Raw genomic sequence first — 13,319 nt, forward strand, 5'->3', positions numbered from 1 at the left:
CGCTGACACACGGGGTCATCTCCCGTAGTGGTACCCGCAGGCGGCGACGCGGATCTCATCCTCGACCAGCTTGTACACGAGTCGGTGCTCGTCGGTGATGCGACGTGACCAGTAACCCTGGAAGCCGTGTCGCAGCGGCTCCGGCTTCCCGATGCCCTCGTTGCCGTTGCGGGCGATGCCCTCGACCAGTGTGGTGACGCGCTTGAGGATCTTCCGGTCCTGGCTCTGCCACCAGACGTAGTCCTCCCAGGCGCTCTCGGCCCAGACCAGCCTCACTCGCCCAACTCCCGCTCGATCCCGCGGTCGGATTCCAGTTCCTCGATCGCGGTCACCAGGCGTCGGGCGTTCTCGGGGCTGCGGAGGAGATAGGCCGTTTCCCTCAGGGTCTCGTACTCCGACAGCGCCATCATCACCACCGGCTCACGCCCCGCTCTGGTGATGACGACCTCCTCCCGGTCGTCGACCACGGAGTCGAGCGCGGCGGCGTAGTTGGCACGGGACTCGGAGTAGGTCATGGTCTTCATGTCTCAGCCCTTCGCGGCGCACCTGAACTCGTCTTCATGGTGCAAGAAGTTGTACGTTCGGGCTCGGTTTTCCTGTCGAGTGCACCGCCCCGAGTGCTCCGGTGGCCGGGCGCCGGTCCCGCACGGGTTTCCCACCACCCCTTGCCAAGCGCCGCGTACAGGGCTTCACTCGGGTCACGGGGCGGGTCGCCACGGCGGCCCGTGGCCGGTCCGGTGAAGGGAGACAGCGGATGGCCGACGGGTGGATCGCCTGGGCACGGGGGGCCGACCCCGACGCCCTGCGCCGCGACGTCGCCGTGGCCCACGCGCGCTTCACCGACTCCGGGCAGCTCGGCGACCGGGTCCGCACCGTGGTCGGTGACTCCTGGCGGCGCAGCGCCGGGCACGGGGTCGACCCCGACCGGACGACGCCCCGCGTGGAGCTCACCGGCCACGCCCTGCGCGACCACCGCGCCGCCCACCCGCTCGCCCCCGTCATGCCCCTCCTGCGCCGACTCCTCGTGGACACCGCCCCCGGCCCCCAGCTCGTCGCGCTCGGTGACGCCTCCGGCCACCTCCTGTGGGTCGAGGGCGACCACCGGCTGCGCGACCGCGCCGAGGACATGGCCTTCGTCGAGGGCGCCAACTGGCACGAGCGGTCGGCGGGGACCAGCGCGCCCGGCATCGCGCTCACCCTCGACCACGAGGTCCAGGTCTTCGCCAGCGAGCACTTCGCCCGGGGCGTGCACCGCTGGAGCTGTTCCGCGGCGCCCCTGCACGACCCCGACACCGGCGCGCTGCTCGGCGTCCTCGACCTCACCGGCGAGGATGACGCCGCCTCGCCGCACGCCCTCGCCCTGGTCCGCGCCGCCGCCGCGGCGGCCGAGTCGGAACTGCGGGCGCTGCGCCTGGTCGGCCGGGTCACCCCGCCGCGACCGGGCCCCGGCGCCCCGGCCCCCGGCCGTGCCCGCCTGAGCGTCCTCGGGACGGACGGGGCCGCACTCGTCCTCGACGGGCGGACCGTCGCGCTCAGCCTCCGCCACGCCGAGATCCTGCTGCTGCTCTCCCGCTGCCCCGGCGGACTGACCGGCGCCGCCCTGGGCGCACGCCTGCACGAACGCGACGCCGCCCCGGTCACGGTCCGCGCCGAGGTGGCGCGGCTGCGGCGACTGGTCGGCCCGGAGCTGCTCGCCTCCCGCCCCTACCGGTTGTGCCGCCCGATCACGACCGACGTCGACGACGTCCGCCGCCACCTCGCCGCGGGGGAGCACCGGGCTGCCCTGGACGCCTGTCCGGGTCCCGTTCTGCCGAGCTCCGAGGCGCCGGGCGTGGTGGAGGTACGCGACGCCCTCCAGGCCGAGGTGTGCGCCGTCCTCGCCGACCACGCCTCCCCCGACGTGCTGCGGGACTGGGCCGAGCGGCCCGGGTGGCGCGACGATCCCCGCGCGGTGGCGGCGGCGCTCGGCGCGGTCGACCCCTCCTCCCCGGGGCACGCCGCCCTGCGCGGCCGGCTCCGCTGGCTGGGCCGCTGACGCGTGACCCACCCGGCCCCCGGCGCCTTCCGGCACCCAGCCGGCCACACCGGTGCAACGTGCTCGCAACGTCGTGGTGACTAGCGTCACGTCCGCAGCGGTGGCGCCGGTCCCGGACACCGGCGCCGACGGAAGACGAGGAGGCAGTCATGACGGTCTACACGCCCCCCGGCGAGCCCGGCAGCGTCGTGGAGTACGCTCCGCGCTACGAGAACTGGATCGGAGGGGAGTGGGTCCGCCCCGTGCGGGGGCGCTACTTCGAGAACCCCACCCCCGTCACCGGCCGGACCTTCACCGAGGTCGCCCGCAGCGGGGCCGAGGACGTCGAACTCGCCCTCGACGCCGCCCACGGCGCCGCGCCCGCCTGGGGCCGGACCTCGCCCGCCGAGCGCGCGCTCGTGCTCAACCGCATCGCCGACCGGATCGAGGAGAACCTGGAGCGGCTCGCCGTCGCCGAGTCCTGGGAGAACGGCAAACCGGTCCGCGAGTGCCTGGCCGCCGACCTGCCGCTGGCCGTGGACCACTTCCGCTACTTCGCGGGGGCCGTCCGCGCCCAGGAGGGGCACAGCTCCCAGATCGACGAGGACACCGTCGCCTACCACTTCCAGGAGCCGCTGGGCGTGGTCGCCCAGATCATCCCCTGGAACTTCCCCCTGCTCATGGCCACCTGGAAGCTGGCCCCCGCCCTCGCCGCCGGGAACGCGGTCGTGCTCAAACCCGCAGAGCAGACCCCGGCCTCGATCCTCCTGCTGGTCGAGCTCATCGCCGACCTGCTGCCGCCCGGCGTGGTCAACGTCGTCAACGGCTTCGGCGCGGAGGCGGGCAAGCCGCTCGCCTCCAGCCCCCGCGTGCGCAAGGTCGCCTTCACCGGGGAGACCACCACCGGGCGCCTGATCATGCAGTACGCGTCGGAGAACCTCATCCCGGTCACCCTGGAGCTGGGCGGCAAGAGTCCGAACCTCTTCTTCGCCGACGTCGCCGACCGCACCGACGCCTTCTACGACAAGGCGCTGGAGGGGTTCACGCTCTTCGCGCTCAACCAGGGCGAGGTGTGCACCTGCCCGTCCCGGGCGCTCGTCCAGGGGTCCATCTACGACCGCTTCCTCGGCGACGCGCTGGAGCGGGTCGGCGCCATCGTCCAGGGGAACCCGCTGGACACCCAGACCATGGTCGGCGCCCAGGCCAGCAACGACCAGCTGGAGAAGATCCTGTCCTACATCGACATCGGGGTCCAGGAGGGCGCCAAGGTGCTCGCCGGAGGCGGGCGCGCCGACCTCGGCGGCGACCTGTCCGGCGGCTACTACGTCACGCCGACGGTCTTCGAGGGGAGCAACGACATGCGGATCTTCCAGGAGGAGATCTTCGGCCCCGTGGTGTCGGTGACCCGGTTCGACGACTACGCGGACGCGGTCAAGACCGCCAACGACACCCTGTACGGGCTCGGCGCGGGCGTGTGGTCGCGCGACGGCAACACCGCCTACCGGGCGGGCCGGGACATCCAGGCCGGGCGCGTGTGGGTGAACAACTACCACGCCTACCCCGCGCACGCGGCCTTTGGCGGGTACAAGCAGTCGGGCATCGGCCGGGAGAACCACCGGATGATGCTCGACCACTACCAGCAGACCAAGAACCTGCTGGTGAGCTACTCCGACTCGGCGCTGGGGCTGTTCTGATGCCCGCCCCCGCGGGCGGCGCGGGGGCGGAGCGGGTGGCGGTCACCGACGAGGCCGCCGCCCTGCTCCGCGACCTGCGCGCCGAGCACGGGCCGCTCATGTTCCACCAGTCCGGCGGCTGCTGCGACGGCAGCTCCCCGATGTGCTACCCGGAGGGGGAGTTCCGCACCGGCGCGTCGGACGTCCACCTGGGCGACCTGGAGGTCGGCGGGCCCGAACCGGTCCCGGTGTGGATGTCCCGGTCCCAGTTCGACCTGTGGCGGCACACCCACCTGACCATCGACGTCGTCCCGGGCCGCGGTGCCGGGTTCTCCCTGGAGGCGCCGACGGGGCGGCGCTTCCTCATCCGGTCGCGGCTGATGACCGACGAGGAGGCCGAACGGCCGGAGTGAGCGGCCCCGCCGCGGTACCGCCCGCCGTCCCGGGGCCCCGGGACGGCGGACTCAGGCCTGGCGGTCCCCCGGATCAGCCGAGGAGCCGCCGTCCCGCCGCTCGTCGATCCGCTCGGCCAGCTCGTCGGTCACCAGCAGGTCGTCGCGGATCCGCCCGGTCCGGTAGGCCACCCGGGCGGCGATGTGCCCCGCCACCGGCACCGTCAGCACCTGGAAGAGCCCCACCAGGATCAGCGTGCCCGTGTTGAACACACCGGTCTCCTGCGGGGCGATGCGCAGGCCGATACCGACCAGGACGAGGAGCAGCCCGAGCACCTGGGGCTTGGCCGCCGCGTGCATCCGGGAGAGCAGGTCGGGGAAGCGGACCAGGCCGACCCCCGCCACCAGGGACAGCGCCGCCCCGGCCAGTAGGCACAGCACCGCGATCCAGTCCAGGACCGCGACCACGTCATCGCTCACGCCTTCCTCCCCTTACCGTCGGTGCCAGGCGCGCCTCCGCTGCCCTCCGGCCCCCCGGCGACGAGGTCCCGCAGGTGTTCGCTCAGGTGGCGGCGGGCCACGAACTTGGAGACGCTGACCGAGCTCACGAACCCGACCAGGGACAGCACCAGCAGGATCGGCAGCACCGACGGGTCGCGGTTGACCGCCGCGTAGGCGCCGATGCCGGTGAGCGCCGAGGCCACGAGCACGTCGACGGACAGCGCCCGGTCCAGGATGCTCGGCCCCAGCATCAGGCGGGCCGTGCCGAGCAGGGCGGCCAGCCCGAGCAGCACGGCGATGGTGATCCACAGAGCGGTCACGCGTTCCCCCTCCCGGCCGCGGTCGCGGCCTCCAGATCGGCGATGTCCCGAGCGGTCCCGAGGGCGCGCACGATGCGCTCCTCCAGCCGCAGCGTCCCTTGGCGGGCCCGCTCGGCCCCCTCCCTGTCGACCGCGCCGAGGACGTGCACGTACAGCATCCGGTTCGGCTGCTCGACCTCCACGACCACGCTTCCGGGGATCACGGTCAGGATGATCGACGTGAACACGAGCATGAGGTCGGAGTCGGTGCGCAGCCGCACGGCGATCACGGAGCTGCGCACCGGCGGCCCGGGGGCGAACACGTACCGCGTGACCTGGAGGCTGGCCACGACCATCTCCGAGACGACGAACACCAGCAGCCGCAGCGCGCTCAGCGGGCGCAGCCGCAGCCCCGGCCCGATCGGCGGCAGCGGGAACACCACCGTGACCAGTACCGACACACCGAACCCCAGCACCGCCAGGCCCAGCGACTCCTCCCGCCAGTGGAAGCCGTTGAACAGCAGCATCCACACCAGGGTCATGCCGAGCGCCACGGGCAGCTGCACCTTGCCCAACCGGCGGCGCAGCACCCGCAGGGCCCGGCCGCCGCCGGTGGCGGATCCGTCCCGCCGACGCGGTTCCTCCACGGTCATCGGCTGCCTCCCAGTACGGCGTGGATGTACGGAGTGCGCTCGATCAGCTCCATCGCGGTCTCCGACGAGTAGGCGATGAGCGGGCCCGCGAACACGGTCAGGGCCAGTCCCATGGCGACCAGCGCCATCGTGGCGCCGACCATGCTCCGGGGCAGGACCACGGACGTGACCACCCGCGTCGCGGCCCGGGTCGCGGTGTCCTCCAGGCGGGAGGCGGGACCGACCGCCTCCTCCGGGCCGAGTGCGGCGGTGGACGTGTCGCCGCCCCCCTCCTCGCTCTCCTCCAGGACCGTGCCCGGTTCGGCGACCATGCCCTCGGCCGGCGCCCGCCAGAACGCGTAGTTCCACACCCGCGCCATGACGTACAGCGTGAGCAGACTGGTCACCACCGACGCCACGACCAGCGCGTACGCCATCGGCGTCCCGGCCTGCACACCGGCCTGGAGCAGGCCGAGCTTGCCGAGGAACCCGGACAGCGGCGGGATGCCGCCCAGGTTCATCGCCGGGATGAAGAACAGCACGGCCAGCACCGGGGCGATGCGCCCCAGCCCGCCCAGGTCGTCCAGCGACGTGGACCCGCCGCGCCGTTCGATCAGCCCGGTGATGAGGAACAGCGTCGTCTGCACGGTGATGTGGTGGGCGACGTAGAACACCGCGCCGGAGAGCCCGAGCTCGTTGCCGATCGCCACCCCGAACAGCATGTACCCGATGTGGCTGACCAGTGTGAAGGAGAGCAGGCGCTTGATGTCGTTCTGGGCCACCGCGCCCAGCGCGCCCATGATCATGGTGGCCAGGGCGACCCACAGCAGGAGCGTGTCGATCTGCGTGCCGGGGAACATCAGGGTCTGCGCGCGGATGATCGCGTACACACCCACCTTGGTCAGCAGGCCCGCGAACACCGCGGTGACCGGCACGGGCGCGGTCGGGTAGGAGTCGGGCAGCCACGCCGACAGCGGGAACACGGCGGCCTTGATGCCGAAGGCGACGACCAGGATGACCTCCAGCACGAGCCGCAGCTCGGTGGGCACGTCCCACAGCCGCTCGGCCAGCAGCGCCATGTTCACGGTCCCGGTCGCCGCGAAGACGAGCCCGATCGCGATGAGGAACAGCACCGAGGACAGCAGCGACACCACCACGTAGATGGCGCCCGCGCGCATGCGCGGCTGGGTCCCGCCCAGGGTCAGCAGGACGTAGCTCGCCGTCAGCAGGATCTCGAAACCGACGTAGAGGTTGAACAGGTCACCGGCCAGGAAGGCGTTGGACACCCCGGCGACCAGGATCAGGTAGGTCGGCTGGTACACCGACAGCGGCGCCACCTCGGCCTTGCCCGCCATGCCCTGCCCGATGGAGTACACGAGCACGGCCAGTGTGATGGCCGCGGACACGGTCACGAACAGGGCCGACAGCCGGTCGGCCACCATGGTGATCCCGAGCGGCGCCTCCCAGCCGCCGAGCTGGACCGCCAGCGGCCCGAAGGTGTCGGCGCCGACCATGAGCGCGAAGCCGATCAGGAGTACGGCCGTGAGCGTGGCGACGCTGACCCACTGCTGGAACCGGGGCCAGCGGCTGCCGAGCGCGAGCTTGACCCCGGCGGCGAACAGCGGGAGGACCACCGGCAGCGGGACGAGGTGGTGCAGGCTCGCGGCGAAGAGGGATCCGTCGTTCATCAGTCGTTCCCCTGCAGCTCGCTGTCCTCGGCACGGGCCAGGCGTTCGCGCTCGGCCCGCATGGTCTGGCGCATCCGCCGCCGCTGGGAGCGGACCCGGCGCCGCAGTTCCCGCCACAACTCGCGCTCGGCGGCCCGGTCGGCGCGGCGGTGCTCCCGCAGCTTCCTGCGGCCCCGGCGGATACGCCCGCGCAGTTCGGCCACCTGCTCGACCATCGTCTGCGTGCGGTCGGTCAACCGCCGCACGGTCTCCTGGGAGTGCTCGTCGGCGCCGCTCTCCTCGGCGTCGACCTCGAACCGGGCGAGCTCGGCCTGCGCGGCGGCGATCTCCGCCTTGATCCGCGCCTGTTCGGCCAGCTCCTGGGCGTCGGCGGTCGCGATGGTCGCCTGGAGCTCGGCCCGCTGGGCGCGGATGTCGGCGCGCAGACGCCGGCGTTCGCGGCGGAACCGCCTGCGGACGGCGCGGATGCCCTCGCCCCGAACGATCCGGAGGTCCTCTGCGTCGTCCTGGACCTCGTCGTTGCCCTCCAACTGCCAGCTCCGGTAGGCCATGGCCAGCAGGAAGGCGGTGATGCCGAGGGTGATGACGATGGCGGTCAGGATCATCGCCTGCGGCAGCGGGTCCGACATCTCGTCCGGCTCGGTGAGCCAGAGGATCGGCGGGCCCCCGGCCGCGCCGCCCGCGGCGAGGATCATCAGGTTGACGCCGTTGCTGAGCATGACGAACCCGAGCAGGACGCGGGTCAGGCTGCGCTCCAGGAGGAGGACGACGCCCACCGCGACCAGCACGCCGACGACGAGGACGAGGATGAGACTGGGGGTGTCGTTCACGAGGTGACCTCCTCGGCCGGGGACTCGGCCCCGCGTCGGGCGGCTTCCGCGGTGTGCGCGGCGTCCCGTTCGATCTGTTCGTCGATCCGGGCGCCGAGGCTGCGGAGGATGTCCAGGATCAGGCCGATGACCAGCAGGTACACGCCGGTGTCGAACACCAGGCCCGTGGTCAGGTGCAGGTGGCCCATGAACGGGACGTGCAGGTCCAGGGACCCGCCCGACAGGATGTCGTCACCGAACAGCGGACCGGCCAGCGCCATCCCGGTCGCCAGGGCCAGGCCCGCGCCGATGAGGGCGCCGGGCTGCACCCAGGCGGTGGCGTACAGCTCGAACCGGCCGCCCGCCAGGTAGCGGACGATGAGCGCGAGCCCGGCCACGATGCCCCCGGCGAACCCGCCGCCGACCGCGGAGTGGCCGGTGAACAGCAGGTACACGGAGATCACCATGATCACCGGGAAGAGGAAGCGCGAGATCACCTCGAAGATGACCGACCGCCGTTCCGTGGGCAGGGCCTCGGCGCCGGTCAGCCACGTCCTCGTGGTGGCGGGCCGGATGTGCGCCTCGCGCGGCGCGGTGCGCAGGCCGCCGAGGTCGATGGCCCCGCCCCCGCCCGGAGGGGCGGTCGGCGCGGTGTGCGACACCGGTCGGAGCCCGTGCGGGCCGCCGCGCGGCTGGGCGCGGCGGCGCACGAACATCAGGCTGGCCACGCCCGCCGCGGCCGCGCCGAGGACGGAGATCTCGCCCATGGTGTCCCAGGCGCGCACGTCGACGAGCAGGACGGCGATGATGTTCTCCCCGCCGACCTCGTGGGCGGCGTCGACGAAGCCGGGCGAGACGGACTCGTCCTGGCGTCCGGCGAGCGCGAAGTAGGTCATGCTCGCCACGAGCGCCCCGGTGGCCACACCGATCACCAGGTTCCACATGCGGCGACCGCGCAGGGCCGGTGTGGAGAAGCGGGCGGGCAGACGGCGCAGGACCAGGACGAAGACGACCAGGCTGACGGTCTCCACGAGGAACTGCGTGAGCGCGAGGTCGGGGGCGCCCTGGAGGAAGAACAGCACGGCGCATCCGTAGCCGGTCATCCCGACCAGGACGACCGCGAACAGGCGGCGCCGCACGAACAGGACGAACAGGCAGGTCAGGATGATGATCACGGTCGGGATCAGCTGCACCGGGGTGTCCCACACCCGTACGGGCGGCGCGGGAAGGTCCCACAGGCGGCCGGTGAGGATGGGCCAGCCCGACGCGACCACCACGGTGACCAGGATCGTGCCGAGGTAGACGGGCAGCGAACCGCGCTGCGTCCCCCCGGTGAGCTGGAGGGCGATGTTCTCCAGCGCGGCGAGCATCCGCCGGTAGATCCGGTCGGGGTCCACGAACGCCGTGCGCGCGCCCAGCCGCGCCACCCGGTGGCGCAGGAGGAAGAGCACGTAGCCCAGGGTCAGGCAGAGGGCGGACAGCAGGAGCGGTAGCTCGAAGCCGTGCCACAGGACCAGGTGCGTGGTCTCGGCGCCGGGGGCCGACGGGACGGTGTCGGCGTAGGCGCTCAGGAGCGGGTCGATCAGGCCGGCGAACGGGCCGCCGAGCAGGCCGAGCGCGGCGAGGACCGCGGCGGGCGCCAGGAACAGCGGTCCGGGCGCGTGCACGGGGGTCTCGGGGACGTTCTCCTTCACCGCGAAGGCGCCCCACAGGAAGCGCAGGCTGTAGGCGACGGTGAGGGCGGACCCGGCGACCAGCCCGACGATCACGGCGGTGTCGACGACTCCGCCGCCGGTGAACGCGCCGAACGCCAGTTCCTTGGCGGCGAAGCCGAGCGCGACCGGTACCCCGGCCATGGAGACGAGGGCGGCCAGCGCGGTCCAGAACGTGCCGGGCATCGCCGTGCGCAGGCCCGACAGCTCGCGCAGGTCCCGCGTTCCGGTGGAGTGGTCGATGATCCCGACCACGAGGAACAGCGCCGCCTTGAACAGGGAGTGCGCGACGAGCATCGAGACGCCGGCGAGCGCGGCGGCCCGCGTCCCGGCCCCGAGGAGGGCGACGAGGAAGCCGAGCTGGCTGATGGTGCCGTAGGCCAGCACCAGCTTCAGGTCGAACTGGCGCAGCGCCTTCCACCCGCCGAGCAGCATGGTGAGCACGCCGAAGGCCAGTGCCATGGACTGCCAGACGACGGCGTCGTGGAAGGCGGGGGTGAGACGGGCGGTCAGGTACACACCGGCCTTGACCATCGCCGCCGCGTGCAGGTAGGCGGAGACCGGCGTGGGCGCGCGCATGGCGGCGGGCAGCCACAGGCTGAAGGGGGTCAGGGCCGACTTCGACATGGCGCCGACCATGACGAGCGCCAGGGCGATGGTGAGCGCGGTGCCGCCGGACGGGGGATCGGCGACGATCTCGGAGATGACGAAGGTGCCGGCCGCCCGGCCCAGCATGATCAGGCCGACGAACATGGTCAGTCCGCCCGCGGTGGTGACCGTCAGCGCGGTCATGGCGGCGCGGCGGCTCTCCTTCTGCTCGGTGCTGTGCCCGATGAGCAGGTAGGAGAAGACCGTGGTCAGCTCCCAGTACACGAAGAGCTGGATGAGGTCGTCGGCCAGGACCAGGCCGAGCATGGCGGCGGCGAAGGCGGTGAACACGCCCGCGAACCGGCCGAGCCCGGGTTCGGAGTCCGTGAAGTAGCGGGAGCAGTAGACGAGGATGAGCGCGCCCACACCGGCGGCGATGAGTGTCATCACCAGGCCGAGCGCGTCCATGTACAGGCCCAGCCGCAGGGAGAACTGCGGCGCCCACGCGACCGACGTCGAGAGCGCGTCGCCGCGCGTGACCGCGGGGGCCTGGAGGAGGGCCCAGACGGCGGAGGCGCCGGGGACGGCGGCGAGCGCGACGAACGCGTTCCGCCCCCAACGGCGCACGAGCAGGGGAGCGAGCGCCGCGGCGATGAAGTGCGCGACGAGCACGGTGGTCAATGCGTCCCTCCCGGATGGGTCCGGGCCCGCCTACGCCTGGAGCGGACACCCGCCACCCCGCGACCGGGGCGACGGTTTCGCGGGTGGAAGGTGTCGGTTCGGCCTCGGCGGGGCATGGATCATCGTGAAATTACGTACCTTGGCTATCTAATAGCTAGACTACACAATAATCAAACCGCCGCGCGCGTCCAGGTGTGTGGCGTACGCCCAGTCAGCGAGGATCGTTTCGTGTCTGACGAGACAGCCGAACCCGGAGTCGAACCGCCCGACCCCGGAGCACACGACACCGAACCGCCCGACGTCGGGCTCGACGAGTTCCAGCGCGCCTGGACCGAACTGATCAACGCCGCGATACACGCCCGCTCCCGCGGTGGCCAGGCGCACGAGGAGCTCACGCTGACGCAGACCCTCCTGATGGAGGCCGTGCGGGGCATGGACGAACCGAGTGTCGGAGCGGTCGCCCGGGTCGTCGGCGTGTCGTCCCCCTCCGCCACTCGCATGATCCAACAGCTGGAGCGCAAGGGCGTGATGGCGCGCCGTCGCTCGGAGCGGGACGAGCGCAGCACGGTGGTGCACATCACCGAGGAGGGTGAGCGGCTCCTCGCCGCCCGCCGGTCCGTGCTGGAGGACAGGCAGCGCAGGATGTACGACGCGATCCGGCCGTCGCTGCGGCCGTACGTGGTCACCATCCTGCGGGACCTGCGCGAGGCCCTCGACGACGTGTGAGCCCGACCGGGACACGGGGCGCGTACGGTGCCGTGGAACGGCCCGCGGTGGTCTGACCAGGCGGTTCCTCCGGCAGTCGGCCGGGCTCTGCCGTGGGCAGATCTGCCCCGGGCCGAAACGGTGGAAGTCTCCGGGCGTGCCGCCGCAGGGTGGAACCACCGGCCGGGCGGACGAGCGCTCCGCCGACCGGTGGAGGAGATTCCATGCTGACCCACGAACGGCCCCTCGCCGAACACGACGCCGTCGGCGGCGCCTTCGACGACCAGCTGGCGGCCCGCCTCCTGCGCAGCCGTATCGTGCTGCTGGGCACGCAGGTGGACGAGACCAGCGCCAACCGGGTGTGCGCCCAGATGCTGCTGCTGGCCGACGAGGACCCCCGGCGCGACATCACCCTCGCGATCAACAGCCCCGGGGGTTCCGTCTACGCGGGTATGGCCGTCTACGACACGATGCGGTTCATCCCCAACGACGTGTCCACGCTGGTCATGGGTTTCGCCGCCAGCATGGGCCAGTTCCTGGCCTGTGCCGGGACGGCGGGCAAGCGGTACGCCCTGCCGCACGCGCGGATCATGATGCACCAGCCCTCGGGCGGGCTCGGCGGGACCGCCGCCGACATCGCCATCCAGGCGGAGAACCTCGCGCACACGAAGCGGACCATGATCCGGCTCATCGCCGAGCACACCGGCCAGAGCGAGGAGGCCGTCACCAGCGACCAGCACCGCGACGCGTGGTTCACCGCCCAGGAGGCCAGGGACTACGGCTTCGTCGACCACGTGGTGACGTCGGTGCGCGAGTTGGAGGGCAGCGGGTTCCGCCTCGGGACCGCCGCGCCCGGGTTCGCCAACCGGATCGGGGGGCAGGGCGAGTGAGCGGACGTTACACCGTGCCGATGGTCGTGGAGCGCACCCCCCGGGGCGAGCGGTCCTCCGACGTGTTCAGCCGACTGCTGTCGGAGCGGATCATCTTCCTGGGGACACCGATCGACGACGACGTCGCCAACGTGGTCATGGCGCAGATGCTGCACCTGGACTACGAGTCGAGCGAGTCCGACATCCAGCTGTACATCAACTCGCCGGGCGGATCGTTCACCGCGCTGACCGCCATCTACGACACCATGCGGTTCGCCCGGGCCGACGTCGCCACGGTGTGCATGGGCCAGGCGGCCTCGGCGGCGGCCGTGCTGCTCGCGGCGGGGGCGGCGGGCAAGCGGATGGCGCTGGAGCACGCCCGGGTGCTGCTGCACCAGCCGTCGACCGAGGGACAGGGCGTCGCCGCCGACCTGGAGATCCAGGCGGAGGAGATCCTGCGCGTGCGTTCGCAGGTCGAGTCGATCCTGTCCCGGCACACGGGGCAGACGGTGGAGCGGCTGCGGGCCGACACCGACCGGGACAGGATCTTCACCGCCGAGCAGGCCAGGGACTACGGTCTGGTGGACGGGATCGTCACCACCCGCTGACCGCCGGGCGGCGGAACCCGCCCGGATCCCGGTCCGTGGAGCACCGGGACGAGGGGCCGTCCGCACCCGACCGCCCCGGCCCGGGGAGCGCCGTCTCCGACGGGCCGGGGCCGCGCGCCCGCGCGGCGGAGGCGGCGGGGCGACACCG

General features: G+C 72.5%; 14 protein-coding genes. 6 read left to right on the top strand and 8 right to left on the bottom strand.

The genetic code is table 11. The features are described 5' to 3' along the window. Positions 1–15 precede the first annotated feature (15 nt). Together ACTVAJ_RS11970 and ACTVAJ_RS11975 are read right to left on the bottom strand one after the other, a co-directional pair. Positions 16–276, bottom strand: a complete 261-nt coding sequence (locus tag ACTVAJ_RS11970) for a Txe/YoeB family addiction module toxin (protein ID WP_470388197.1) — start codon at positions 274–276, stop codon at positions 16–18. Continuing rightward, positions 273–524, bottom strand: a complete 252-nt coding sequence (locus tag ACTVAJ_RS11975; protein WP_470388198.1) for a type II toxin-antitoxin system Phd/YefM family antitoxin — start codon at positions 522–524, stop codon at positions 273–275. The genes ACTVAJ_RS11970 and ACTVAJ_RS11975 overlap by 4 nt, the downstream gene beginning before the upstream one ends. A gap of 230 nt (positions 525–754) precedes the next feature. On the opposite strand from ACTVAJ_RS11975, the gene ACTVAJ_RS11980 reads away from it, so the two are divergent. The 3 genes from ACTVAJ_RS11980 to ACTVAJ_RS11990 all read left to right on the top strand — a co-directional run bounded on the left by ACTVAJ_RS11980 (position 755) and on the right by ACTVAJ_RS11990 (position 4,100). Further along, positions 755–2,035: a GAF domain-containing protein gene (locus ACTVAJ_RS11980; RefSeq protein WP_470388199.1), complete on the top strand. Its 1,281-nt coding sequence runs from the start codon at positions 755–757 to the stop codon at positions 2,033–2,035. A 149-nt stretch (positions 2,036–2,184) separates the two neighbouring features. Then, positions 2,185–3,708, top strand: a complete 1,524-nt coding sequence (gene exaC / locus ACTVAJ_RS11985; protein WP_470388200.1) for an acetaldehyde dehydrogenase ExaC — start codon at positions 2,185–2,187, stop codon at positions 3,706–3,708. Continuing rightward, complete coding sequence (locus tag ACTVAJ_RS11990) at positions 3,708–4,100, top strand: DUF779 domain-containing protein (protein WP_470388201.1); 393 nt, start codon at positions 3,708–3,710, stop codon at positions 4,098–4,100. Before exaC ends, ACTVAJ_RS11990 begins: the two co-directional genes overlap by 1 nt. A gap of 51 nt (positions 4,101–4,151) precedes the next feature. On the opposite strand, the gene mnhG is transcribed toward ACTVAJ_RS11990, so the two are convergent. Genes mnhG through ACTVAJ_RS12020 form a run of 6 tightly spaced genes read right to left on the bottom strand, consistent with a single transcriptional unit; the run spans position 4,152 to position 10,980 of the window. Then, positions 4,152–4,559, bottom strand: coding sequence for a monovalent cation/H(+) antiporter subunit G (gene mnhG / locus ACTVAJ_RS11995; RefSeq protein WP_470388202.1), 408 nt, complete (start codon positions 4,557–4,559; stop codon positions 4,152–4,154). Further along, positions 4,556–4,900 carry a monovalent cation/H+ antiporter complex subunit F gene (locus ACTVAJ_RS12000; RefSeq protein ID WP_470388203.1) on the bottom strand — a complete coding sequence of 115 codons (345 nt, stop codon included), beginning with the start codon at positions 4,898–4,900 and terminating at the stop codon, positions 4,556–4,558. Before ACTVAJ_RS12000 ends, mnhG begins: the two co-directional genes overlap by 4 nt. Beyond that, positions 4,897–5,532 (bottom strand): Na+/H+ antiporter subunit E, encoded by a 636-nt coding sequence (locus ACTVAJ_RS12005; protein WP_470388204.1) that lies wholly within the window; start codon positions 5,530–5,532, stop codon positions 4,897–4,899. The genes ACTVAJ_RS12000 and ACTVAJ_RS12005 overlap by 4 nt, the downstream gene beginning before the upstream one ends. Next, positions 5,529–7,199 carry a Na+/H+ antiporter subunit D gene (locus ACTVAJ_RS12010; protein ID WP_470388205.1) on the bottom strand — a complete coding sequence of 557 codons (1,671 nt, stop codon included), beginning with the start codon at positions 7,197–7,199 and terminating at the stop codon, positions 5,529–5,531. The genes ACTVAJ_RS12005 and ACTVAJ_RS12010 overlap by 4 nt, the downstream gene beginning before the upstream one ends. Next, positions 7,199–8,029, bottom strand: coding sequence for a Na(+)/H(+) antiporter subunit C (locus tag ACTVAJ_RS12015; protein ID WP_470388206.1), 831 nt, complete (start codon positions 8,027–8,029; stop codon positions 7,199–7,201). The genes ACTVAJ_RS12010 and ACTVAJ_RS12015 overlap by 1 nt, the downstream gene beginning before the upstream one ends. After that, on the bottom strand, positions 8,026–10,980 hold the full coding sequence (locus tag ACTVAJ_RS12020; protein WP_470388487.1) for a Na+/H+ antiporter subunit A: 2,955 nt from the start codon (positions 10,978–10,980) through the stop codon (positions 8,026–8,028). The genes ACTVAJ_RS12015 and ACTVAJ_RS12020 overlap by 4 nt, the downstream gene beginning before the upstream one ends. Positions 10,981–11,217: 237 nt before the next feature. Between ACTVAJ_RS12020 and ACTVAJ_RS12025 the strand changes: the two genes are divergently transcribed. The 3 genes from ACTVAJ_RS12025 (at position 11,218) to ACTVAJ_RS12035 (ending at position 13,171) form a co-directional block, all read left to right on the top strand. Beyond that, positions 11,218–11,715 (top strand): MarR family transcriptional regulator, encoded by a 498-nt coding sequence (locus ACTVAJ_RS12025; protein WP_470388207.1) that lies wholly within the window; start codon positions 11,218–11,220, stop codon positions 11,713–11,715. A 203-nt stretch (positions 11,716–11,918) separates the two neighbouring features. Then, positions 11,919–12,584, top strand: a complete 666-nt coding sequence (locus ACTVAJ_RS12030) for a ClpP family protease (protein WP_470388208.1) — start codon at positions 11,919–11,921, stop codon at positions 12,582–12,584. Further along, positions 12,581–13,171: a ClpP family protease gene (locus tag ACTVAJ_RS12035; RefSeq protein ID WP_470388209.1), complete on the top strand. Its 591-nt coding sequence runs from the start codon at positions 12,581–12,583 to the stop codon at positions 13,169–13,171. Before ACTVAJ_RS12030 ends, ACTVAJ_RS12035 begins: the two co-directional genes overlap by 4 nt. The last annotated feature ends 148 nt before the right edge of the window (positions 13,172–13,319 follow it).

This window comes from Nocardiopsis sp. KDC1DS13DA1 (genome assembly GCF_055632325.1).

Coding starts and splice junctions, on each gene's coding strand:
- ACTVAJ_RS11990 (WP_470388201.1), top strand. CDS start 3,708: ATGCCCGCCCCCGCGGGCGGCGCGGGGGCGGAGCGGGTGGCGGTCACC.
- ACTVAJ_RS12005 (WP_470388204.1), bottom strand. CDS start 5,532: ATGACCGTGGAGGAACCGCGTCGGCGGGACGGATCCGCCACCGGCGGC.
- ACTVAJ_RS12010 (WP_470388205.1), bottom strand. CDS start 7,199: ATGAACGACGGATCCCTCTTCGCCGCGAGCCTGCACCACCTCGTCCCG.
- ACTVAJ_RS12030 (WP_470388208.1), top strand. CDS start 11,919: ATGCTGACCCACGAACGGCCCCTCGCCGAACACGACGCCGTCGGCGGC.
- ACTVAJ_RS11980 (WP_470388199.1), top strand. CDS start 755: ATGGCCGACGGGTGGATCGCCTGGGCACGGGGGGCCGACCCCGACGCC.
- ACTVAJ_RS11975 (WP_470388198.1), bottom strand. CDS start 524: ATGAAGACCATGACCTACTCCGAGTCCCGTGCCAACTACGCCGCCGCG.
- exaC (WP_470388200.1), top strand. CDS start 2,185: ATGACGGTCTACACGCCCCCCGGCGAGCCCGGCAGCGTCGTGGAGTAC.